The 22,192-nt window shown below is 58.1% G+C and carries 18 protein-coding genes; 15 read left to right on the plus strand and 3 right to left on the minus strand.

Going from position 1 to position 22,192, the window contains the following annotated elements; genetic code table 11:
- Positions 1–223 precede the first annotated feature (223 nt).
- The 6 genes from AWR26_RS18590 (at position 224) to AWR26_RS18615 (ending at position 7,528) form a co-directional block, all read left to right on the plus strand.
- The gene (locus tag AWR26_RS18590; protein WP_064567996.1) at positions 224–2,479 is read left to right on the plus strand and encodes a TonB-dependent siderophore receptor; all 2,256 of its coding nucleotides are present in this window, start codon (positions 224–226) and stop codon (positions 2,477–2,479) included.
- 72 nt (positions 2,480–2,551) lie between these two features.
- The gene (gene entD, locus AWR26_RS18595; protein WP_064567998.1) at positions 2,552–3,214 is read left to right on the plus strand and encodes an enterobactin synthase subunit EntD; all 663 of its coding nucleotides are present in this window, start codon (positions 2,552–2,554) and stop codon (positions 3,212–3,214) included.
- A gap of 117 nt (positions 3,215–3,331) precedes the next feature.
- Positions 3,332–4,273, plus strand: a complete 942-nt coding sequence (locus tag AWR26_RS18600; protein ID WP_064568000.1) for a D-ribose ABC transporter substrate-binding protein — start codon at positions 3,332–3,334, stop codon at positions 4,271–4,273.
- A gap of 12 nt (positions 4,274–4,285) precedes the next feature.
- Positions 4,286–4,894, plus strand: a complete 609-nt coding sequence (locus AWR26_RS18605) for a DUF2291 family protein (RefSeq protein ID WP_064568002.1) — start codon at positions 4,286–4,288, stop codon at positions 4,892–4,894.
- Entirely contained in the window at positions 4,894–6,420 is a 1,527-nt protein-coding gene (locus AWR26_RS18610) for a sugar ABC transporter ATP-binding protein (RefSeq protein WP_175518613.1), read from the plus strand. Before AWR26_RS18605 ends, AWR26_RS18610 begins: the two co-directional genes overlap by 1 nt.
- Position 6,421: 1 nt before the next feature.
- The gene (locus AWR26_RS18615) at positions 6,422–7,528 is read left to right on the plus strand and encodes an ABC transporter permease (protein WP_043954391.1); all 1,107 of its coding nucleotides are present in this window, start codon (positions 6,422–6,424) and stop codon (positions 7,526–7,528) included.
- Positions 7,529–7,585: 57 nt separating this feature from the next.
- On the opposite strand, the gene AWR26_RS18620 is transcribed toward AWR26_RS18615, so the two are convergent.
- On the minus strand, positions 7,586–9,268 hold the full coding sequence (locus AWR26_RS18620; RefSeq protein WP_064568004.1) for a methyl-accepting chemotaxis protein: 1,683 nt from the start codon (positions 9,266–9,268) through the stop codon (positions 7,586–7,588).
- An 813-nt stretch (positions 9,269–10,081) separates the two neighbouring features.
- Positions 10,082–11,035, minus strand: a complete 954-nt coding sequence (locus tag AWR26_RS18625; protein ID WP_064568006.1) for a sugar-binding transcriptional regulator — start codon at positions 11,033–11,035, stop codon at positions 10,082–10,084.
- Between the two features lie 319 nt (positions 11,036–11,354).
- On the opposite strand from AWR26_RS18625, the gene AWR26_RS18630 reads away from it, so the two are divergent.
- The 9 genes from AWR26_RS18630 to AWR26_RS18670 all read left to right on the plus strand — a co-directional run bounded on the left by AWR26_RS18630 (position 11,355) and on the right by AWR26_RS18670 (position 21,301).
- Positions 11,355–12,185, plus strand: a complete 831-nt coding sequence (locus AWR26_RS18630) for a transketolase (RefSeq protein WP_064568007.1) — start codon at positions 11,355–11,357, stop codon at positions 12,183–12,185.
- A complete protein-coding gene (locus tag AWR26_RS18635) occupies positions 12,178–13,125 on the plus strand; it encodes a transketolase family protein (RefSeq protein ID WP_064568008.1) in 948 nt (315 codons plus the stop codon). The genes AWR26_RS18630 and AWR26_RS18635 overlap by 8 nt, the downstream gene beginning before the upstream one ends.
- A gap of 33 nt (positions 13,126–13,158) precedes the next feature.
- Complete coding sequence (locus AWR26_RS18640) at positions 13,159–14,577, plus strand: L-fucose/L-arabinose isomerase family protein (RefSeq protein WP_064568009.1); 1,419 nt, start codon at positions 13,159–13,161, stop codon at positions 14,575–14,577.
- A gap of 18 nt (positions 14,578–14,595) precedes the next feature.
- Positions 14,596–16,101 carry an FGGY family carbohydrate kinase gene (locus tag AWR26_RS18645; RefSeq protein WP_064568011.1) on the plus strand — a complete coding sequence of 502 codons (1,506 nt, stop codon included), beginning with the start codon at positions 14,596–14,598 and terminating at the stop codon, positions 16,099–16,101.
- A gap of 173 nt (positions 16,102–16,274) precedes the next feature.
- On the plus strand, positions 16,275–17,843 hold the full coding sequence (locus AWR26_RS18650) for an ABC transporter substrate-binding protein (RefSeq protein WP_064568013.1): 1,569 nt from the start codon (positions 16,275–16,277) through the stop codon (positions 17,841–17,843).
- Between the two features lie 55 nt (positions 17,844–17,898).
- Positions 17,899–18,948: an ABC transporter permease gene (locus AWR26_RS18655; protein WP_064568014.1), complete on the plus strand. Its 1,050-nt coding sequence runs from the start codon at positions 17,899–17,901 to the stop codon at positions 18,946–18,948.
- Positions 18,948–19,781, plus strand: coding sequence for an ABC transporter permease (locus AWR26_RS18660; protein ID WP_064568016.1), 834 nt, complete (start codon positions 18,948–18,950; stop codon positions 19,779–19,781). Before AWR26_RS18655 ends, AWR26_RS18660 begins: the two co-directional genes overlap by 1 nt.
- Complete coding sequence (locus AWR26_RS18665; protein ID WP_064568017.1) at positions 19,774–20,610, plus strand: ABC transporter ATP-binding protein; 837 nt, start codon at positions 19,774–19,776, stop codon at positions 20,608–20,610. The genes AWR26_RS18660 and AWR26_RS18665 overlap by 8 nt, the downstream gene beginning before the upstream one ends.
- Positions 20,597–21,301, plus strand: a complete 705-nt coding sequence (locus AWR26_RS18670) for an ABC transporter ATP-binding protein (protein WP_064568019.1) — start codon at positions 20,597–20,599, stop codon at positions 21,299–21,301. Before AWR26_RS18665 ends, AWR26_RS18670 begins: the two co-directional genes overlap by 14 nt.
- A gap of 34 nt (positions 21,302–21,335) precedes the next feature.
- Here AWR26_RS18670 and AWR26_RS18675 read toward each other — a convergent pair whose 3' ends face one another.
- Complete coding sequence (locus tag AWR26_RS18675; protein ID WP_064568021.1) at positions 21,336–22,043, minus strand: GNAT family N-acetyltransferase; 708 nt, start codon at positions 22,041–22,043, stop codon at positions 21,336–21,338.
- Positions 22,044–22,192: the final 149 nt, after the last annotated feature.

Consider the following 22,192-nt stretch of genomic DNA (forward strand, 5'->3'; position numbering starts at 1 on the left):
TTTGCTTGCACTTCTAAATTTGTTGATAATATTATTGATAACAATTTGCATTTGCAATAGCGTATTAACGCGCTGTGGGAAGCGCGTCTTTCACTCAATTGGCCACCTTTGTCGATGCTGCTCAGGGCTGAATAGCTCGCTTTGTGCTGGCTCCATTATGCCGCCTCCTCTCCCGCTGGGAATGGATGAACCGGGGAAGCGGCGATGAAAATCAGGTAAAACAATGAATAACAAAATCAAGACCTTGACCTTATTGGTCAATCTGGGGATTTACGGTGCTGCTTTGCCCGCTATGGCGGCAGACAGCAATACCACCAGCTCCACCGCGAATGATGACACCATCGTTGTGACCGCCGCGCAGCAAAATTTGCAGGCGCCGGGCGTTTCCACCATCACCGCTGACGAAATTCGCAAAAACCCGCCAGCGCGCGACGTTTCTGAAATTATCCGCACCATGCCGGGCGTTAACTTAACCGGTAACGCCACCAGCGGTCAGCGCGGCAACAACCGCCAGATCGATATTCGCGGTATGGGCCCGGAAAACACCCTGATCCTGATTGACGGCAAACCGGTTACCAGCCGCAACTCCGTGCGCCTTGGCTGGCGCGGCGAGCGTGACAGCCGTGGCGACACCAACTGGGTGCCGCCGGAAATGATCGAACGCATCGAAGTGATTCGCGGCCCGGCAGCGGCGCGTTACGGTAACGGCGCAGCCGGCGGCGTGGTGAATATCATCACCAAAAAAGATAAAACAGACGAATGGCACGGCGCGTGGAATACCTATTTCAACGCGCCGGAACACAAAGACGAAGGTTCCACCAAACGTACCGACTTCAGCCTGAGCGGCCCGCTGGGCGGCGATGTCAGCTTCCGCCTGTATGGCAACCTGGCAAAAACCCAGGCCGACGCATGGGATATCAACCAGGATCATCAGTCTGAACGTACCGGTATCTATGCCAACACCCTGGCCGCCGGTCGCGAAGGTTCGATCAACAAAGATATCAACGGCGTGGTGCGCTGGGATTTCGCGCCGTTGCAGTCGCTGGAGTTCGAAGCCGGTTACAGCCGCCAGGGCAACCTCTACGCGGGCGATACGCAGAACACCAACAACGACAGCAGCACCAATAACTACGTGAAAGAGAACTACGGTAAAGAGACGAACCGTCTTTATCGCCAGAACTACTCTGTCACCTGGAATGGCGGCTGGGATAACGGTGTGACCACCAATAACTGGCTCCAGTACGAACACACGCGCAACTCGCGTCTCGGCGAAGGCCTGGCGGGCGGTCTGGAAGGGTTATTCAACACCAATAAGTTCACCGATATCGATCTTTCGGATGTGATGCTGCATAACGAAGTGAACCTGCCGCTGGAGCTGCTGGTCAATCAGACGCTGACGCTGGGAACCGAGTGGAACCAGCAGCGGATGAAAGACATGGCGTCGAACAAGCAGGCTTTCCAGGGCGGCCCGATTTCCGGTCTGAGCAGCACCAATCGCAGCCCCTACTCCAGCGCGGATATCTACTCGGTGTTCGCGGAAGACAACATGGAGCTGACCGACAGCACCATGCTGACGCCGGCCCTGCGTTTTGATCATCACACCATTGTCGGCAATAACTGGAGCCCATCGCTGAACCTGTCGCAGGGTCTGGGCGATGACTTCACGCTGAAAATGGGTATCGCCCGCGCTTACAAAGCGCCGAGCCTCTATCAAACCAACCCGAACTACATCCTCTACAGTAAGGGGCAGGGTTGCTACGCCAGCGGCACCGGCGTGGGCTGCTACATGATGGGTAATGACGATCTGAAAGCGGAAACCAGCATCAACAAAGAGATTGGTCTGGAGTTCAAACATGAAGGCTGGCTGGCCGGGGTGACGTGGTTCCGCAACGATTATCGCAACAAGATCGAAGCCGGTTATTCACCGCTGAGCCAGACCTCTGTCGGCAGTACCAAAACCGATCTCTATCAATGGGAGAACGTGCCGAAAGCGGTGGTGGAAGGTTTAGAAGGCACCCTGAACGTGCCGGTTAGCGATGCGGTAACGTGGAGCAACAACTTCACTTACATGCTGCAAAGCAAAAACAAAACCACCGGCGAACGCCTGTCGATCATTCCGGAGTATACGGTCAACTCCACCCTGAGCTGGCAGATTGTGCCGGATGTTTCTGTTCAATCTACCTTTACCTGGTACGGCAAACAGGAACCGAAAAAGTATGACTATCAGGGCAATCGCGTGACCGGTTCCGCCACCAACGAAGTCAGCCCTTACAGCATTGTTGGCCTGAGCGGCACCTGGGATGTGACCAAATACGTCAGCCTGACGGCCGGTATCGATAACCTGTTCGACAAACGCCACTGGCGCGCGGGTAACGCCCAGAGCACCGGCGGCAGCACCGGCTGGATGTACGGCGCTGGCGCAGAAACCTATAACGAGTCGGGCCGCACCTGGTATATGAGTGTGAATACCCACTTCTAAGTTGCACCTGCCCTCTCCCCCAACGGAAGAGCCCCGCTTCCCGGCGGGGAGAGGGCCGGGCGAGGAAACGCCATGCACACCACTCATCACACCGTTTCCCTCGCCGATCACACGCTTCATCTGATCGATTTTCTTCCCGCAACGTTTACCCATACCGATCTGCTCTGGCTGCCGCATCACGAAGCGCTTGCGCACTGCGCGTTAAAGCGCCAGACCGAGCATCTGGCCGGGCGCATCGCCGCGCTGCACGCATTGCAGGAGCAGGGTTTCAGCACCGTTCCGGCCCCTGGTGCGGCTGGCGAACCCTGCTGGCCGCGCGGCGTATCGGGTAGCATCAGCCACAGCGGGCAGCGCGCCGTTGCCGTGGTGGCGTCGCATCCTGTCGGCGTGGATCTTGAAGCGCAGTTCAGCCCGGCGCTGTGCAATGAACTGGCCGCAAGCATTGTTAATGCGCAGGAACACGCGCTGCTCGCCGCCTGCCCCCTGCCGTTTACGCTGGCACTCACGCTCGCTTTCAGCGCGAAAGAGAGCCTTTACAAAGCGTTTTCCCGGCTGGCGAAGCCCTTTCCCGGCTTTGCCAGCGCGCATATCACCGCCATTGATGATCGGCATCTTGAGCTGTGTTTTCTGGCGGAATTTTCCCCACAACTGGTTGATAAAAAAGTAAATGTCTACTGGCGAGCCGAGCACGAACAGGTAATGACGCTGGCCGTAGGTTTACCGTTCGGATCGTGATCCTTTTCTCCTTTTAAGAAATTAGCTGCGCAAACCGTAGACAGTTTGCCATCGTCGAATTATCGTTACTTTGAATAATAAATCATTATTGAATATATATTCAATGTGGAGAAAAAGATGAAAAAGACCCTACTGCAATCCGTTGTACTGGCTTCGATGATCGCTGCATCCGGCTCGCTTTTCGCCGCAGATAACGGCCTGATCGCGATTATTACCCCATCCCACGACAATCCGTTTTTTAAAGCAGAAGCCGATGGCGCCGCAGCCAAAGCGAAGGAGCTGGGCTACACCACGCTGGTCGCTTCCCATGACGACGATGTCAACAAACAGAACCAATTGATTGAAACGGCAATCGCCCGCAAAGCGAAAGCGATCATTCTGGATAACGCCGGGGCAGATGCCACCGTCGGTCCGCTGGAGAAAGCAAAAGCAGCAGGCGTGCCCACGTTTCTGATCGATCGTGAAATCAACAAAACCGGCGTGGCGGTGGCGCAAATCGTCTCCAACAACTATCAGGGCGCACAACTGGGCGCAGAGAAGTTCGCCAAATTGCTGAACGGTAAAGGCAAGTACGTTGAGCTATTAGGCCGCCAGTCGGACACCAATGCCAGCGTGCGGTCGCAGGGGTATCACGATGTGCTGGATGACAACCCGGAGATGAAAATGGTGGCGCAGCAAACCGCCAACTGGAGCCAGACCGAAGCCTTCACCCGTATGGAAGCCATTCTGCAAACGCACCCGGACATTGCCGGTGTGATTTCCGGCAACGACACCATGGCGCTTGGCGCGGAAGCAGCGCTGAAAGCCGCCGGAAAAAACAACGTCATTGTGGTCGGTTTTGACGGCAGCGACTACGTGCGCGACTCGATCATCAACAAAGGCAATATCAAAGCTACCGTGCTGCAACCCGGCTGGCAGCAGGCGCAAATGGCCGTTGAACAAGCGGATTACTTCCTGAAAAACGGCAAAGCGCAGAAGGAAGAGAAACAACTGATGGACTGCATGCTGATCGATGACAGCAACGCCAGCAAACTGAAAATGTTCAACCTCAGCAAGTAACGCGGAGGCGCTATGTGGTTAAAACAATGGGGTAACGCGCTCGCAGGGTGCGTCGCCCTGTTGCTCACGGCCTGCACCGTGGTGGATCTGGATGAGAACGGCAAGCCGATTATGCCTGCCGATCCGCATGCCAAAGCCAGCTTTGACAACCAGACGCCGCAGCAGATCGCGCAACAAACCTGGCAGGAACGCGTGATCAACGCCGCGCATCAACATGCGCTGAGCGCCGACACGCTGGCCGCCCAACAAAAAAACCCGGCCGCCGCGCCGCAGAGCGTATTTGTCCGGCTGACAAGCCAGGTCGAACGCATTGATACCAGTAATGAACGCGAACAACAGTTGCTGATTAACGTTAACGGGCAACCGCTGCCGGTGCAGCTTGGCCCGGTAATACGCGGTAACGCAATTCGCGATGCTACCGGTTTTAAATTTGAAGACTTTACCAACCAGGTCCAGTTTGCGCAGCTTTCCCGCGCCTATAACCGTGAAGCAGTAAAACATCTGCCAAAAGTTGACGCCAGCTGGGCCGGAAAACCGGTCACCGTACTGATGGCGGTCACGCTCAGCGGCGGCAAGCTTAATGACGCCGTGGCACTGGAGTTGCAACAGGAGGCACAGTAATGAGCGATCTACCTGTGGACGACATCATTCTGCGCACGCGTGGCGTGTCGATGCTGTTTCCTGGCACCGTGGCGCTGGACAACGTCGATTACAACGTCTGGCGCGGTAAAGTAAACGTGATTATCGGCGAGAACGGCGCGGGCAAATCGACGCTGATGAAAATTCTCGCCGGAGTGCAGCAGCCGAGCGTCGGCACCATCGAACTGAATGGCGAAACGGTGCACTTTTCCGACACCCGCTCCGCTGCCGCACACGGTATCGGCATGGTGCACCAGGAGCTAAACCTGTTTGAAAACCTCAACGTCGCCGAGAATATTTTTCTCGGCCGCGAGCTGCAAAAAGGGGTGACGCCGATTAACGAAGCGGAGCAGGAAAAACGCACCGCCGAGCTACTCAAGCGCCTCGATCAACCCATCTCGCCGCGCGAACTGGTTGGCAACTTAAAAGTCGGCCAGCAGCAACTGGTCGAGATCGCCAAAGCGCTGGCCGAGGATGCCGATATTCTGATCCTCGACGAACCCACTTCGGCGCTGAGTAAAACGGAAGTGGAGATCCTGTTCCGCGTGATCCGCGAACTCACGCGCCAGGGGGTGTCGATTATCTACATTTCGCACCGGCTGGAAGAGTTAATGGCAATTGGCGATGTCATCACCATTCTGCGCGACGGCAAATTTCAGGCCGAAGCGAAGGTCTGCGATATCGATGTGCCGTGGATCGTGCGCGAAATGCTCGGCAGCGATCCGGTGAGTAACTTCCTCTCGCCGGGAAGAACCTTCGGCGCGCCGGTTCTGGAAGCTGAAAACATCACCTGCGTAAACGCCAGCGGCGTCACCACGGTAAATGATGTCAGTTTTAAAGTGCATGCTGGCGAGATTGTCGGCATCTACGGCCTGATGGGAGCCGGGCGTACCGAGCTGTTTGAGTGCCTGCTCGGAACCGAACGCAACTATCTCGGCAAGCTGTGGCTCGACAGCAAACCGGTGCCGCAGCGGCTGACGCCCGCGGAGCGCATCCGCATGGGCATGAGCCTGGTACCGGAAGATCGCAAACGTACCGGCATCTTTCCCATCTCGTCGGTGGCGAGCAATCTCACCATCGCCAGCCTGTGGCGGCGCTTGCAGCGCGGTTTCACTATCGCCACAAAGGATGAAGAAGCGGTGGTTGCCAGCACCATTGGCAACCTGTCGATTAAAGTCTCTTCGCCGGAGGTGGAGATCCAGGCGCTCAGCGGCGGCAACCAGCAGAAAGTAGTGATTGGCCGCTCGCTGCTGACGAACCCGAAAGTGCTGTTTCTCGACGAGCCAACGCGCGGCATTGATGTCGGCGCAAAAGCCGACGTGTTCCGCATGATGGTGCAACTTTCGCAACAGGGGATCGCGGTGGTCTTCTCCACTTCCGATTTGAAAGAAATCATGGCGGTTTCGGACCGCATTATGGTGATGTCCGGCGGCAAACTGACGGCCGATATTGAACGCGCCCGGGCCGAAGAGTCGGCACTGGTAACAGCAAGTGCTCAGGGGTTCTGATATGAAAACAACACAATCTATGGCCATCGTGCCGCGCGCGGGCGCATCGTTATCACGCGAAAGCATTCTGCTTTTACTGTTGAAGCTGCGCACCTTTATCGCGCTGTTCTTGATCGTCGGCTTTTTTACCGCCACCGTGCCGGGTTTTCTCTCCACCGGCAGCCTGCTGATCATGATTAAACATATCGCCATCAACGCCTTTCTGGCGCTGGGCATTACCTTTGTGATCATCACCGCCGGAATCGATCTGTCGATTGGCGCAACGCTCGGGCTATGCGGGATGATCGCCGGCTGGATGATCACCAAAGGCATTGTGCTGCCGATGTTCGGCATCGCCATTTTCCCCAGCGTGTGGGTGATTGTGCCGCTGGTGTTGCTGATTGGCGGGCTTATCGGCGCGGTGAACGGCTGGATCATCACCCGCTACAACGTTGCGCCGTTTATCTGCACCCTTGGCACCATGTATGTGCTGCGCGGCGCAGCGATGCTCACCTCCGACGGGCAGACGTTTCCTGGGCTTGCCGGCAACCCGCTGCTCGGCAATACCGGGTTTGATGAAATTGGCGCCGGGACGCTGTTCGGCATTCCGTGGGCCATCTGGCTGATGATTGTGCTGGCCGCAGTGATTGCGTATATCGCCCGCCGCCTGCCGTTTGGCCGCCATGTCTATGCGATTGGCGATAACGAACGCGCCGCCGAGCTCTCCGGCGTGCGGGTGAAGCAGGTGAAAATCTGGGTTTACACCCTCTCCGGGCTGTGCGCCGCGCTGGCGGGCATTGTAGTCTCGGCGCAGTTGCTGGCGAGCCACCCGGCTAACGGTACGGCGTTTGAAATGAACGCCATCGCCGCCGTGGTGCTGGGTGGGACCTCGCTGGCCGGTGGTCGCGGCACCGTGCTCGGTACGCTGATTGGCGCGTTCGTGATCGGTTTTCTCGCCGACGGGCTGGTGATGATGGGCGTCAGCGAGTTCTGGCAAATGGTGATCAAAGGGATCGTGATTATCGTGGCGGTGATTATCGATCAGATGCAAAACCGCATGCAGCAGAAAGCGGCAGTCGTCGCGCAAAAAGCGGTGATGGAAGGTAACCAGGACCAGCTTGCCCGGTGATAATCACCGGGCTTTTGTGTAGGCCCGGCTCGCACGATGCGGTCGGGCATTTTTTTATTAGAACGCTTCCCACTCGCTATCCGGCGCTTTGCTGGCGCTGGCTAACGCCGGGCGCAGCGTCGGTTTTCCGGCTTTTGGCGCTTTCGATGCCGGTTTGCTGGCGGCGCTTTGCACGGCAGCATCGCCCGGCAGTTTAAACACCGACACGATTTCGGTCAGTTGGTAAGCCTGCTGCTCCAGCGAACTGGAGGTAGCGGAGGACTCTTCCACCAGCGCGGCGTTCTGCTGGGTAACACCATCCATTTGCGAAATCGCCGTGCCGACCTGGCCAATGCCTTTGCTCTGCTCGCTGGATGCCGAAGCGATCTCCCCCATGATGTCCGTCACGCTGGTGACCGAACGCAGGATGTTATCCATCGATTCGCTGGTCAGCGTCACCTGGTCGTAGCCGTTATTGACGTTAACCACGGACTCTTCGATCAGCGCTTTGATCTCTTTCGCCGCCCCGGCGCTGCGCTGCGCCAGGTTACGCACTTCGCTGGCGACGACGGCAAAACCGCGCCCCTGTTCACCCGCGCGCGCGGCTTCCACCGCGGCGTTCAGCGCGAGGATATTGGTCTGGAAAGCAATGCTGTCGATCACGTTGATAATGTCGGTAATTTTCTGCGAACTGTTGGTAATGTTCTTCATACTGGCGATGACCGCCTGCACCCGTTCTTCACCGGTGTTCACCGCTTCCGACGCGGTTTTCGCCAGTTGGCTGGCCTGATTAGCGTTGTCGGCGTTCTGTTTCACCACCGCGCTTAACTCTTCCATGCTGGCGGCGGTTTGCGTCAGCGCCGCAGCCTGCTCTTCGGTGCGCGAAGAGAGATCGGTATTCCCGGAGGCGATTTCGCTGGCGCCCTGGTAGATTTCTCCGGCGCTGTTACGGATCTGCGCGACGGTTTTCACCCAGTTCTCCTGCATCGTTGCCAGGTACGGGATCAACTGCCCGACTTCGTTGCGCCCCAGATCTTTCGTCGGTTTATCGAGGCTACCGACCGACAGCACCTGCAAATGCTGTTTCACCCACTCCAGCGAACGCGCCAGGCACAGCGCCAGGTAACGTTCCGACAGCAGCAGCATCGCCAGGCCAATGACCATCGCGATAATAATGATGGTGCGCGTCACCGACACCCAACTGGCAATACGCCCATTTGCCGCGGATTTCAGATCGTGAATCTCCTGGTTATAAGCGACGATTGCCTGCGAAAAACCGCTGCGCAGCGGGCTGAACTGATCTTTCGACAGTTGCGCGTAGCTCGCGGCGTTGTTCTCCTTGATGGCGGCAAACATGGGGGTGATGGCCTGATTAAACAGTGTCAGCGAACTGTTGTAGATATTGTCCGTAGCAGTGGTGCTGATATTGGCGTGGTCGGTGACTTTAAACTGGTTCAACCCGCCCTGCAGAAAGTCGATATCTTTGCCGATGCGCTCGATGGTTTGTTGGTAGTTTTGGGTATCGTTATTTGCCTGGTAAACGATTGCGCGATCCATCAGCAGTTTCACCTGATAGTAACGGTCGCTGGCGCTATTGATAATATCGCCGTTTACCTGCTGAACGTTGGTGAGTTCAACTTCGTCCGTTAAGCCGCTTAATGCATGCAGAGAGAAAAACGACACACCGCCCCAGAGCAGAGTAAAAATGATCAGGATCGCAAGCATCACGACCTTGATTTTTAAATTTCGAATAATGTGCATAAAAACCCCGGTAAATTGCTGTGAAGAAAAGGAACAACAGCGATACAGCGCTGCTTAACTCTCCATCGGCGTTACGGCGCAGTTAATTAAGATTAAAAAGAAGTAACGCAATAACCTTTATTTAAAACAGCGATAACAATCACGGCGGGTGGCCCGATGGCGCAGCGCGAACCGGGCTGACTCAATTACCGCGATGAGTAAGCTATTTTCTACCACAACTCTCGCAGCGAGGGGGTTGTAGTGGGAAATGCCCGGTGGCGCAGCGTGAACCGGGCTGACTCAATTACCGCGATGAGTAAGCTATTTTCTGCCGCAACTCTCGCAGCGAGGGGTTGTAGTGGGGAATGCCCGATGGCGCAGCGCGAACCAGGCTGACTCAATTACCGCGATGAGTAAGCTATTTTCTACCACAACTCTCGCAGCGAGGGGTTGTGTCCCCGCTGAAATCGGCGAGCCGAAGCGCAGATGACAAGGTCTGGACGCCATGGATGGCGGCCAGAGGCGAACCGAGACAGGACGTCGAGTTGAGCCGACCGCAGGCAGATGCGCGGGAGGTGAGCGCAGTGCGCAGCACCGATTTCCCGCGGGGCCGCGGGGATTGACAAGGGGAGCGCGGCAGCTCCCCTTGTCCCGTTCACGTGACGCGATGCTTCTGAAACTACTGAACGCCTGGTGAACGGAACCCTTTCTCATATGTCGAGTTAGCAATTTTGCCGCCAGGCCGCCAGAACTTGTCCAGCCTGCAGCTTATGCGTTGCTGTAATTACGTAGGCCCGGTAAGCGCAGCGCCAACGGCAATTTTGCCGCCAGGCCTTACTCAGCCTGCACCAGGCTACGAGCCGTCGGATAATCGGTGATCAACACATCAATATAGTTGCCCTGCAACGCCCCGCGAATAGCGTTGCGTTTTTCGATGCCGCCCGCCAGCGCAATCACCTGCGGGCACTGGCGGATCTGCGCCAGTTCCATGCCGATCACCGGATCTTCTTCATGGCTCAGCACCGGGTTGCCCGCCGCGTCGTAATAGTGCAGGCAGATATCGCCCACTGCGCCGCGCTCCGCCAGCAGTTTCAACATGTTTTCGTTGTAGTAGTTACCGGAATTTTTCAGCAGTTGCGACGGCTCCAGCTCGCCGATACCGACAATCGCCACATCCACTTCGGCAAATTTTGCTACCACGGCGGCGACGTCCGGGCTGTTCACCAGCCGCGCCCGTTCATCCACCGAATGCTCAATACTCTGCGACGGCAGCAGCCATGCCGGGCAACCGAGGTGCGCCGCCAGTTGCTGCGTCAGGATCGTCGCCTGCACGTTGCCGTTCGGCCCGACGCCGCCCAGCAGTTGAATCACTCCGGCCGCGCGGATACTCTGCGGGTGCATCTCATCCACCATGCAGCGAATGGTGCTGCTCCACGACGAGATCCCGACCAGATCTTCCGGGCGCAGACGCGTTTCGACATAGTGCGCCGCCGCGCTGCCGATGGCGTGTTTTATCGCCGCGTTCGCGGGATTTTCCCCGACATCCACGACAATCGCCTGCCGGATGCCGTACTGCTGCTCGATCGTCTTCTCCAGCGCGACAAAAATATTGGTCGGCTGCACAACGGTGATTTTCACCAGCCCCTCTTTCTGGCAGCGCGTCAGCGCACGCGAAACAAAGGATTGCGAAAGGTGCAGCAGCGTCGCGATCTCAGACTGTTTTTTATTTTCGTTGTAATAAAGCGTGGCGATTTTCACCAGCAGCCGCTGTTCATCCTGCTTTGACATGAGATTCCCCTTTCTCTGATGCCTGATATTTTTATTCATCATTGAATAGATAACAAGCCAGCCCGACGCGGCAACCCCCCATCCAAATGTGATCCTTTTCTCCTTTCTTCCAAATTTGCCCGATCCGGGCGTAGACAAACCTTAACGCAAGGCATATCTTTAATCATGAATAATAAATCAGTAGTGAATATATATTCCAACTCAGTCACAACCTGTCGTAAAAACTGACGATAGTGCGTTGTAACCTGCTTTGCGGAAACCTTTTCACGCCCTGATTGAATATTTATTCATAACAGATTATACATTCAAGAGGTACGCTATGAATCCGTTTTCACTCTCTGTGGATGAGCTTGAAAAAAAAGCCCGCGCGGTGCGTCGTCGTATCATCGTGCTTAACGCCGAAAGCCCGGCTGGCGGGCATACCGGGGCTGATTTATCCCAGGTGGAAGTGCTGACTGCACTCTATTTTCGCATCCTGAACTGCTCGCCGCAGACCAAAGAGAGCGATGAGCGGGACATCTACATTCAATCAAAAGGCCACGCGGTCGGCGGTTATTACTGTGTGCTGGCCGAAGCCGGGTTTATTCCCATCAACTGGCTTTCTACCTATCAACACGCCGATTCGCACCTGCCCGGCCATCCGGTGAAACACAAAACTCCCGGCATTGAACTCAATACTGGCGCGCTCGGTCACGGTTTGCCGGTCGCTGTCGGCATCGCGCTGGCCGCCAAACGCAGCAACAGCGCGCGCCGCGTTTTCGTGGTCACTGGCGATGGTGAACTGGCGGAAGGCAGCAACTGGGAAGCGGCGCTGGTAGCCGCGCACTACCAGCTCGACAACCTGATCATTATTAACGACAAAAACAGCCTGCAACTCGCCGGGCCAACCAAAGAGATCCTCAATACCGATCCGCTGGATGCCAAGTGGCGCGCCTTTGGAATGCAGGTCACGGAATGTCGCGGTAACGATATGGCCGATGTGGTGCGCACGCTGGAAGGCTTACGGCCCGCCGGCAAACCGCATGTAGTGATTGCCCACACCACCAAAGGCGCGGGCATCTCCTTTATTCAGGGGCGGCCGGAGTGGCATCACCGCGTACCGAAAGGCGACGAAGTTGAACTGGCGCTGGAGGAGTTGAAAGATGAGTAACAGTGAACACCTGGCGACGGTGATGGTGAACGCCTTTATCGACGCAGTCGACAGCGGTATGGATCTGGTGCCGGTGGTGGCGGATTCCACGTCCACCGCCAAAATCTCGCCGTTTATGCAGAAATTCCCCGGCCGCGTGGTGAACGTCGGCATCGCCGAACAGACGCTGGTCGGTGCTGCGGCAGGCCTCGCGCTGGGCGGTAAAATCGCTGTCACCTGTAACGCCGCGCCATTTTTGATCTCCCGCGCCAACGAGCAGATCAAAGTCGATATTTGCTACAACAACACCAATGTGAAGCTGTTCGGCCTTAACGCTGGTGCCAGTTACGGCCCGCTGGCCAGCACGCACCACAGTATCGACGATATCTCGGTGCTGCGCGGTTTTGGCAATATCGAAATCTATGCCCCATCCAGCCCGCTGGAGTGTCGGCAAATTATTGATTACGCCCTCGCCCACGTTGGCCCGGTCTATATCCGTCTTGATGGCAAAGCGCTGCCGGAACTGCATGACGAAAGCTACCGCTTTGCGCCGGGTAACATTGATGTACTGCGGAGCGGTGGCGATATCGCGCTGGTGGCGATGGGGTCGACGGTCCATGAAATTGTCGAAGCCGCCACACAACTGGCAGCAGAAGGTATTGAGGCCAGTGTTATCAGTGTACCGTCTATTCGTCCCTGCAATATATCCCAGCTACTGGCCGCGCTGAAATCCCACCGCGCCGTGGTCAGCGTCGAAGAGCACAACATCAACGGCGGCGTCGGCAGCCTGGTGGCTGAAGTGCTGGCCGAAGCCGGATGTGCGCTACCGCTGCGTCGGCTTGGCATTGCCGACGGGCAATACGCCATCGCCGCCGATCGCGCGGCAACCCGCGCCCGCCATCAAATCGATGCGGCTGGCGTGGTAAAAAATGCCCGCGAACTGCTGAACGCACGGCAATAACAATAAAAAGAACATCTTACTGGAGAGAGAACAATGTCCCGAATTCCGCAACAACTGACCATGGCGGTGATCATTGGCAACCGTGGTTTCTTCCCGAGCTATCTGGTCGCCGAAGCCCGCGAGCAGGCCGTCGCACTGTTCAGCCGTCTTGGCATCAACACCATCATGCTCGATGAGACGCAAACCGAACTGGGCGGTGTAGAAACCCGCCAGGATGCGAAAATCTGCGCGGAACTGTTCCGCGCTCACCGAGATGAGATCCACGGTGTTGTAGTGCTGCTGCCCAACTTTGGCGATGAAAAAGCGGTGGCGGAAACCCTGCGCCTTTCCGGGCTGAATGTGCCGGTGCTGGTGCAGGCCGAAGAGGATAATCTGGACAAAATGGGGCTGGCGACGCGCCGCGACAGCTTCTGCGGCAAGATCTCCCTGTGCAATAACCTGCGCCAGTACGGCATTCCTTTTACCCTCACCACCCAACATGTTTGCGCGTTAAGCGGCGAGGTATTTGAAAAAGACCTGAAGCGTTTTGAGCAGATTTGCCGGGTGGTCAGCAGCATGCGCGGCGTGCGCGTTGGCGCAATTGGCGCGCGTCCGGCCGGATTCAATACCGTGCGTTACAGCGAAAAACTGCTCGAACGGTTGGGCATTGCGGTAGAAACTCTCGATCTTTCCGAAGTCTTTACCCGCATCAAAACCCTGCGCGATGACGATATTCGCGTCGATGAAAAACGCCGCCTGCTGCTGGATAACGCCGATGCCAGCGCCATTCCCGCCGACAAACTGGTGACGATGGCGAAACTGTTCGTGGTGATCAGCGAATGGGTGATCGCCAACGATATCGACACCACCGCCATCCAGTGCTGGACCTCGTTGCAGGAAAATCTCGGCATTAACGTCTGTTCGATCATGAGCGTGATGTCCGGCCAGTTGATGCCGTCGGCCTGCGAAGTGGACGTAATGGGCGCGCTGTCGATGTATGCGCTGGCGAGCGCCAATATGAGCCCGGCCTCCATTGCCGACTGGAACAACAACTTTGGCGACGATCGCAACAAATGCGTGCTGTTTCACTGCGGTAACTTCGCTTCCGCCAGCCTGGAAAGCCCGCATATGGGCACCGCCGATATCATTGGCACCACCGTTGGCAAAGAGAATACCTGCGGCGCGGTGCATGGTCGCCTGAAAGCGGGCGCGCTCACCTACTTCCGCTTAAGTACTGACGATCTGAGCGGCGAGATCAAAGCCTATGTCGGCTCCGGGCAGTCGGTTGACGATCCGCTCGATACCGTCGGCTGCCGCGCGGTAATTCAGGTGCCCAAGCTGGAAAACCTGCTGGCGTGGATCTGCCGTAACGGCTTCGAACACCACGTGGCGATGAACCATGCGGCCAGCGCGGAGATCCTGCACGAAGCCTTTACCCGTTATCTCGGCGTCGAAACGTATCTCCATCAATAAGCCGCCGGGAGAGACGCCATGTCGCTGAATAAAGAGATCATTATCGCGCTGGACGAAGGCACCACCAACGCGAAAGCCATTGCGCTGGATGCCCGCGGTGCCGTGGTTGCCAAATGCGCGCGGCCGCTGAATATCCAGACGCCGCGCGAAGGCTGGGTGGAGCAGTCCGGCGAGCTGCTGCTGGCGGCCTCGCTGGCCGTGGTGCGCCAGGTGATTGACGCCGTCGGCGCACACAACGTTGCGGCACTGGCGATCAGCAACCAGCGCGAAACCGCCATCGGCTGGTATCGCGCCAGCGGGCAACCGTTAGGTCCGGCGCTAAGCTGGCAGTGTTCGCGTACCGCCGATTTTTGCCACGCCCTGCGTGAACAGGGGCGCGAAGCGGAGATTAAAACCGTGACCGGCTTGCCGGTCGCGCCGCTGTTTTCCGCGTCGAAAATGCGCTGGCTGCTCGATGCCACGCCCAACGCCCGCGCGCTGGCGAAGCAAGGCGAGATTTGCCTTGGTACGATCGATAGCTGGCTGCTGTGGCACTTCACCGGCGGCGCGGCGTTTTGCTGTGACTATTCCAACGCTTCGCGCACCCAGTTGCTGAATCTGCAACGCGGCGAGTGGGATGACGACATGCTGGAACTGTTCGGCATTCCGCGCCGGGCGCTGCCCGAAATCCGCCCCTCCAGCGGATTGTTCGGTCACACCCAAGGGCTGGCGGGCATTCCGGACGGCATTCCACTGCTGGCGATGATTGGCGATTCCCATGCCGCGCTGTTCGCCCACGGGCTGGGCGCGGCGGGCTGCGTTAAAGCGACCTACGGCACCGGTTCTTCGGTAATGGTGCCGGTCGCACCAGCGCAGGGTGACGTGAAATCGCTGGCGACGACCGTCGCCTGGCACGACGGCGAAAAATTGGTTTACGGTCTGGAAGGCAATATTCCGCACACCGGCGATGCGGTGGCGTGGATGGTCGAAAGCACCGGGTTGAGCGAACTGCCGGAAGCCGAACTGGCACAGGCGCTCAGCACGCTGCCCGCGTCGGTGGATTCCACACTTGGCGTCTACTTTGTTCCGGCGCTGACCGGGCTGGGCGCGCCGTGGTGGGATGAGCAGGCACGCGGTTTGATCCACGGTTTAAGCCGCGGCGTTAAACGCGCGCATCTGATTCGCGCGGCGCTGGAGTCCATCACTTATCAGATTGCTGATGTGGTAGTCGCTATGCGCCAGCACGGTGATTTCACGCTGAAGGCGCTGATGGTGGACGGCGGGCCGACGAAGAATGACTGGCTCATGCAGTACCAGGCGGATCTGCTCGGCTGCCCGGTAATGCGCAGCGACGTTGCGGAACTGTCGGCAATCGGCGCGGCGCTGCTGGCGCGCAAAGCGCTGCTGCACATCGATAGCGAACAACTGCGCCATTACCTGCCGGAACACATCACTTTTCAGCCGGATATGGCGCGTCATGGCCGCTTGCAAAAACGCTGGTTTGCGTGGCAAAACGCGGTACAACTGGCGCGCTCAACGAAGTAATTCTCGCCGCGCGGGGCGCTCGCCCTGCGCATCTTTCCCCTAATGACAAAACAATCTGGCTTATGCGCATGCAGCATATAGAAAGATGAATTTAAACTTTAAGAAACGCCGACTGCTGGCCTACCTTAGCGGTACAAAATAATCACATCATATTAACTTTTCAGGGATTTCTTATGACTAAAAAACTGCTGCCTGTTGTCATATTGGCGCTCCTTTCTGCTGCCAGCTACGCGGCAACACCGCCGGATACGCTGGTCGTCGCTCAGGGTTTAGACGATATTGTCAGCCTGGATCCGGCGGAAGCGAACGAGCTTTCCAGTATTCAGACCGTCCCGAGCCTGTACCAGCGCCTGGTGCAGCCCGATCGGGAAAACCCGGAAAAAATCACCCCGATTCTGGCCGAAAGCTGGCAGGCGGACCCTGCGGCAAAAACCCTGACCATCAAATTGAAGAGCGACGCGAAATTTGCCTCCGGCAACCCGCTGCGCCCGGAAGATGTGATTTTCTCCTATACCCGCGCGGTGACACTCAACAAATCCCCGGCGTTTATCCTCAATGTGCTGGGCTGGCAGCCGGATAATATTGCCAGCCAGTTGAAGAAAGTGGATGACCACACCCTGCAACTGCACTGGACGGCGGATGTCAGCCCGGCGGTAGCGCTGAATATTCTCTCCACGCCGATTGCCTCGATCGTCGATGAGAAGCTGGTTAGCGCCAATGTGCAGGGCAATGACTTCGGCAACGCCTGGCTGAAGATGCACTCGGCGGGCAGTGGCGCGTTTAAAATGCGCGTCTACCAGCCGCACCAGGCCATTGTGCTGGATGCCAACGCCACCGCGCCTGGCGGCGCGCCGAAGCTTAAAAACATCATCATTAAAAACGTGCCGGATCCGGCTTCCCGCCGTCTGCTGATCCAGCAGGGCGATGCCGATGTCGCGCGCGATCTGGGCGCCGATCAAATCAGTGCGCTGGCAGATAAGAAAGGCGTGAAAGTGCTGAGCATTCCGTCTGCCGAGCAGAATTACCTGGTCTTTAACACCGGCAACAGCACCAACCCGCTGCTGAACAACCCGGCGTTCTGGGAAGCCGCGCGCTGGCTGGTTGATTACAACGGCATCACTAAAGATCTGCTGAAAGGCCAGTATTTTATTCATCAGAGCTTCCTGCCGGTTGGCCTGCCGGGCGCGCTGGAGGATAACCCGTTCACCTTTGATCCGGCGAAAGCCAAAGCGATCCTCGCCAAAGCGGGCATTAAAGACGCGCACTTCACGCTGGATGTCGAGAACAAACCGCCATTTATCACCATTGCCCAGTCAATGCAGGCCAGCTTCGCTCAGGGCGGCGTGAAAGTGGATCTGCTGCCCGCAGCGGGTAGCCAGGTATACGCTCGCGTGCGCGCGAAACAGCATCAGGCGGCGATTCGTTTGTGGATCCCGGATTACTTCGACGCCCACTCTAACGCCAGCGCCTTTGCCTGGAACGATGGTAAATCCAGTACCGTGGCCGGGCTGAACGGCTGGCAGATCCCGCAACTGAATAAAGAGACGCTGGCGGCGGTGGCCGAGCCGGATGCGGCAAAACGCCTTGAACTGTACAAGAAAATGCAGCAGGAGCTGCAGCACAACTCGCCGTATGTCTTTGTCGATCAGGGCAAAACGCAGATCGTGGTGCGCGATAACGTGAAAGGCTACCAGCAAGGGCTGAATGCCGATATGGTGTGGTACGACCGCGTCACCAAGTAACGTTTCCTCCTCCCGCCCGCGCGGGAGGGTTCTTTCGCTGAAGACGAGTTTTTCCATGTCAGTGGTCTTACCCAACAGAGCAGAGCGGCGCGTAAAACGCCCTCTGCTCGCGCTATTTCAGGGGCTGCTCACGCTGGCCCTGACGCTTTTTGGCCTGCTGCTGGTGACTTTTTCGCTGTCGGCCTTCTCCCCCGTTGACCGGGTTTTGCAGATTGTCGGCGATCATGCCAGCCAGTCCACCTACGAGCAGGTACGCCATCAACTGGGGCTGGATCAGCCTTTGCCGGTGCAGTTCTGGCACTACCTGGTAAACCTGTCCCACGGCGATTTAGGCACTGCCAGCGCCACCGGGCAACCGGTATTACAGGATCTGCTCGCCGCGTTTCCGGCGACGCTGGAGCTGGCAACGCTGGCGCTGATTGTCGGCAGCCTGCTCGGCGTGATCGCGGGCGTTTTATGCGCGCGCTTTAAAGGCTCACCGTGGGATATGGCGGTGCGTACCTTTACGCTGCTCGGCAACTCGGTGCCGATTTTCTGGCTGGGTTTGCTGATGCTGGCGCTGTTTTACGCCCGCCTGCAGTGGAGCGCCGGGCCAGGCAGGCTCGATGATATCTACCAGTACACCGTCACGCCGCGCACGGGGTTCGCGCTGATCGATACCTGGCTTTCCGGCGACAGCGGCGCGTTTAAAAATGCGCTCAGTCACCTGCTGCTGCCGGTACTGCTTCTGGCCTACTATTCGCTGGCGAGCATTACCCGCCTTACCCGCTCTGCCTGCCTGAGCGAGATGAACAAAGAGTACATTTTGCTGGCGCGCGCCAAAGGCGCAGGCGAGATGACCATTCTGCTGCGCCATGTGCTGCCAAATATTCGCGGTACGCTGCTGACGGTGATCGCGCTGGCGTACACTAGCATGCTGGAAGGCGCGGTACTCACCGAAACGGTCTTCTCCTGGCCCGGCATTGGCCGCTATCTCACCACGGCACTGTTCGCTGGCGACACTACCGCCATCATGGGCGGTACGCTGGTGATTGGCGTCTGCTTTGTGCTGATCAATAACCTGACCGACCTGCTGGTACGGTTAACCGACCCGAGGGTGCGCTGATGCCGACAACGCTTTTTCTTCGCCGTCTGCGCCGCTCACCCGCCGCATTCAGCGGGCTGCTGATTGTCGCCCTGCTGCTGCTGATCGCCCTATTTGCGCCGTGGCTCGCGCCGCGCGATCCCAACTGGCAGGACGCCGCCGCCCGCTTGCAGGCTCCGAGCGCACAACACTGGCTCGGCACCGACAGCTACGGGCGCGATTTGCTCTCGCGGCTGATTTACGGCACCCGCCCGGCGCTCGGTCTGGTGGCGCTGGTGACCGCCATTACCCTGCCTGTCGGGCTGCTGATCGGTATTGTTTCCGGCTATTACGGCGGCTGGCTGGAACGCGTGCTGATGCGCTTTACCGATGTGGTGATGTCAATGCCGCGCCTGATCCTCGCCTTTGCTTTTGTCGCCATGCTTGGCCCGGGGCTGGTGAATGGCGCGCTGGCGCTGGCGCTCACCACCTGGCCCGCTTATGCCCGCCAGACGCGCAGCGAGATCCAGCGTTTGCGCCACAGTGATTATCTGGCCGCCGCTGAGATGATGGGCATTCGCGGCTGGCGGCTGCTGTTTGGCCATATTCTGCCGCTCTGTTTGCCCTCGGCGATTGTGCGCCTCGCGCTCGATCTGGCAGGCATCATTCTGGCTGCCGCCGGGCTGGGTTTCTTAGGGTTAGGCGCGCGCCCGCCGATGGCGGAATGGGGCGCGATGATCGCCGACGGTATGCAGGTGATTTTCGATCAATGGTGGATTGCCGCAGCGCCTGGAGCGGTGATCTTACTGGCAAGCCTCGCCTTCAACCTGCTGGGCGATGGCCTGCGCGATGTACTGGAGCCGCAACATGACTGAGACACGCGTCGCGGTAAGCGGCCTGAATATCGACTACCCCGGCGCGCGGGTGGTGAAAAACCTGAGCTTTACGCTTGGCAACGAGCGGCTGGCGCTGGTCGGCGAATCCGGTTCGGGAAAATCGATGACCGCCCGCGCCCTGATGGGGCTGGTGCGCAAGCCGGGTCACGTCAGCGCCACCACGCTGAATGTGCTGGGGCGGGATGTCACTACGCTCAACGATCGCGGCTGGCGCGCGCTGCGCGGCAACGATATCGCGATGGTGTTGCAGGATCCGCGCTACGCGCTAAACCCGGTGAAAACCGTACTGGCACAACTGGATGAAGCGCTGACGCTCCACCAGCGGCTGAACCGCAAGCAGCGGCTGGAGAAGATCAACGAGGCGCTGCGGGCGGTGGAACTCGAACCGACGGTGCTACAACGCTACCCCGGCGAACTCTCCGGCGGTATGGGGCAGCGGGTAATGATCGCCATGGCGCTGGTTAACGATCCGCAGGTGCTGATTGCCGATGAACCCACTTCTGCGCTGGATGCGCGTCTGCGTAATCAGATCCTTGAACTGCTGGTCGCCCAGTGCGAACAACGGCAAATGGCGCTGCTGCTCATCAGCCACGATCTGCCGTTGGTGGCGCAGCACTGCCACCGGGTGATGGTGATGTATCAAGGGGAATGCGTGGACACAATGGCGGCGAGCGATCTGCCTGAGGCGCAGCATCCCTATACCCGCACGCTGTGGACCTGCCGACCCGGCGCAGAAACCTGGGGCCAGATGCTGCCGACGCTGGATCGCAGCCACTCCTTTACGGAGGCGAATGATGAGCATCGTTGATATCGCGCAGTTGCAGGTCACTTTTGCTGAGAAAACGGTGGTGAAAGGTGCCAGTTTGCGCGTGGAAGAAGGTGAAACCTTCAGCCTGATTGGCGCGTCCGGCTGCGGAAAATCCACCCTGCTGCGCGTGCTGGCAGGTTTGCAGCGCGAATGGCAAGGCCAGTTGTCGCTGTTCGGCCAGCCGGTGAAACCCGGGACGCGTTACCAGGGCGCGCTGCGGCGCAATGTGCAGATGGTCTTCCAGGATCCTTACGCCTCGCTGCACCCGAACCATACGCTGTGGCGCACGCTGGCGGAGCCGCTGAAAATTCACGGCGAACCGGAGATTGAGCAGCAGGTAGCTACCGCGCTGGAGCAGGTCGGGCTGCCGGTTGATGCCGCGCGGCGTTACCCGCACCAGCTCTCCGGCGGCCAGCGCCAGCGCGTGGCGATTGCCCGCGCACTGTTACTGCGCCCAAAAATTCTGCTGCTGGATGAGCCGACATCGGCGCTGGATATGTCAGTGCAGGCCGAAATTCTTAACCTGCTTAACCGCCTGAAACAGCAACACGGTATGAGTTATCTGCTGGTCAGCCACGATGCCGATGTGATTGCCCATATGTCTGACCGGGCAGCATTTATGTCCAATGGCGTGATTGAGCGTTTCTTTGACCGTGGTGCGCTGGTGCGTGGCGAACACCGGATGGGCTAATGCCGCGCACCGGCAGCCACCGGTGCGCGGTGGTTTACTGCTGTTCGTGGAAGGTATCGAGTTTCTGTTTTTGTTGCCCCTGCGCGTCAAAGTTATCCGCGTTCAGCCACGCGGAAATAGCGGCGTCGCGCAGCGGCCACTCGCTGTCCAGCATCGATAAATAGTCGGTATCGCGATTGCGCCCTTTGCGCACCATATGCTGGCGAAAACGCCCCTCCCAGGTGAAACCGATGCGTTCTGCCGCACGGCGCGAGGCGACATTCAGCGAATCACATTTCCACTCCACGCGGCGATAACCGCAGGCAAAAGCGTGGCGCAGCATCAGCCATATCGCCTCCGTGCCGAGCACGCTGTTTTGCATCTGCGGCGACCAGGTGACATGACCAATCTCTACCGAACCGTTGTCGGCGTTAATCGCCAGCCAGGCAATCACGCCGAGCGCATCGCCGCTGGCATTTTCCACCACGGCAAAAGGCTCTACGCTGGCGTCGAGCGTTTTACCGACGATCCAGCGCGCCATACTTTCCAGCCCGTCAGGCCGTTCGCCCGCCAGCCAGGTCCAGCCGCTGTCATCTTCTGCCTGCGCGTAAGCCTGTAAGAGATCGTGCGTATGCGTTCTGGCGTCGAGCGGTTCCAGCCGGCAATATTGCCCCGGCAACACGCTGCGCGGCAACGGCTGAACACCGTTCCAGTGCGGCAAGCTGTCGCCGACCGTTTGACCGAAGTGATTAGTTTCCGGCACGTTTCGCTCCCCGGCAAAAAAGACAAATGTAAAAGAGATGTTGTATCAAGTCTGCGCGGCGGAATACAGTGCTAAAAATTGGGGGCGTTATTTAAAAAGCTATTTAAATCAGCGCAATGAATAGATTTGGCGTCAGAAGTCTCTGACGC

The organism is Kosakonia oryzae (assembly GCF_001658025.2).
Classification (GTDB): Bacteria; Pseudomonadota; Gammaproteobacteria; order Enterobacterales; family Enterobacteriaceae; genus Kosakonia; species Kosakonia oryzae.

Bases quoted from the DNA above. Each gene is read 5' to 3' on its own strand.
- AWR26_RS18590 (WP_064567996.1), top strand. From the start codon at position 224: ATGAATAACAAAATCAAGACCTTGACCTTATTGGTCAATCTGGGGATT.
- entD (WP_064567998.1), top strand. From the start codon at position 2,552: ATGCACACCACTCATCACACCGTTTCCCTCGCCGATCACACGCTTCAT.
- AWR26_RS18600 (WP_064568000.1), top strand. From the start codon at position 3,332: ATGAAAAAGACCCTACTGCAATCCGTTGTACTGGCTTCGATGATCGCT.
- AWR26_RS18605 (WP_064568002.1), top strand. From the start codon at position 4,286: ATGTGGTTAAAACAATGGGGTAACGCGCTCGCAGGGTGCGTCGCCCTG.
- AWR26_RS18610 (WP_175518613.1), top strand. From the start codon at position 4,894: ATGAGCGATCTACCTGTGGACGACATCATTCTGCGCACGCGTGGCGTG.
- AWR26_RS18615 (WP_043954391.1), top strand. From the start codon at position 6,422: ATGAAAACAACACAATCTATGGCCATCGTGCCGCGCGCGGGCGCATCG.
- AWR26_RS18620 (WP_064568004.1), bottom strand. From the start codon at position 9,268: ATGCACATTATTCGAAATTTAAAAATCAAGGTCGTGATGCTTGCGATC.
- AWR26_RS18625 (WP_064568006.1), bottom strand. From the start codon at position 11,035: ATGTCAAAGCAGGATGAACAGCGGCTGCTGGTGAAAATCGCCACGCTT.
- AWR26_RS18630 (WP_064568007.1), top strand. From the start codon at position 11,355: ATGAATCCGTTTTCACTCTCTGTGGATGAGCTTGAAAAAAAAGCCCGC.
- AWR26_RS18635 (WP_064568008.1), top strand. From the start codon at position 12,178: ATGAGTAACAGTGAACACCTGGCGACGGTGATGGTGAACGCCTTTATC.
- AWR26_RS18640 (WP_064568009.1), top strand. From the start codon at position 13,159: ATGTCCCGAATTCCGCAACAACTGACCATGGCGGTGATCATTGGCAAC.
- AWR26_RS18645 (WP_064568011.1), top strand. From the start codon at position 14,596: ATGTCGCTGAATAAAGAGATCATTATCGCGCTGGACGAAGGCACCACC.
- AWR26_RS18650 (WP_064568013.1), top strand. From the start codon at position 16,275: ATGACTAAAAAACTGCTGCCTGTTGTCATATTGGCGCTCCTTTCTGCT.
- AWR26_RS18655 (WP_064568014.1), top strand. From the start codon at position 17,899: ATGTCAGTGGTCTTACCCAACAGAGCAGAGCGGCGCGTAAAACGCCCT.
- AWR26_RS18660 (WP_064568016.1), top strand. From the start codon at position 18,948: ATGCCGACAACGCTTTTTCTTCGCCGTCTGCGCCGCTCACCCGCCGCA.
- AWR26_RS18665 (WP_064568017.1), top strand. From the start codon at position 19,774: ATGACTGAGACACGCGTCGCGGTAAGCGGCCTGAATATCGACTACCCC.
- AWR26_RS18670 (WP_064568019.1), top strand. From the start codon at position 20,597: ATGAGCATCGTTGATATCGCGCAGTTGCAGGTCACTTTTGCTGAGAAA.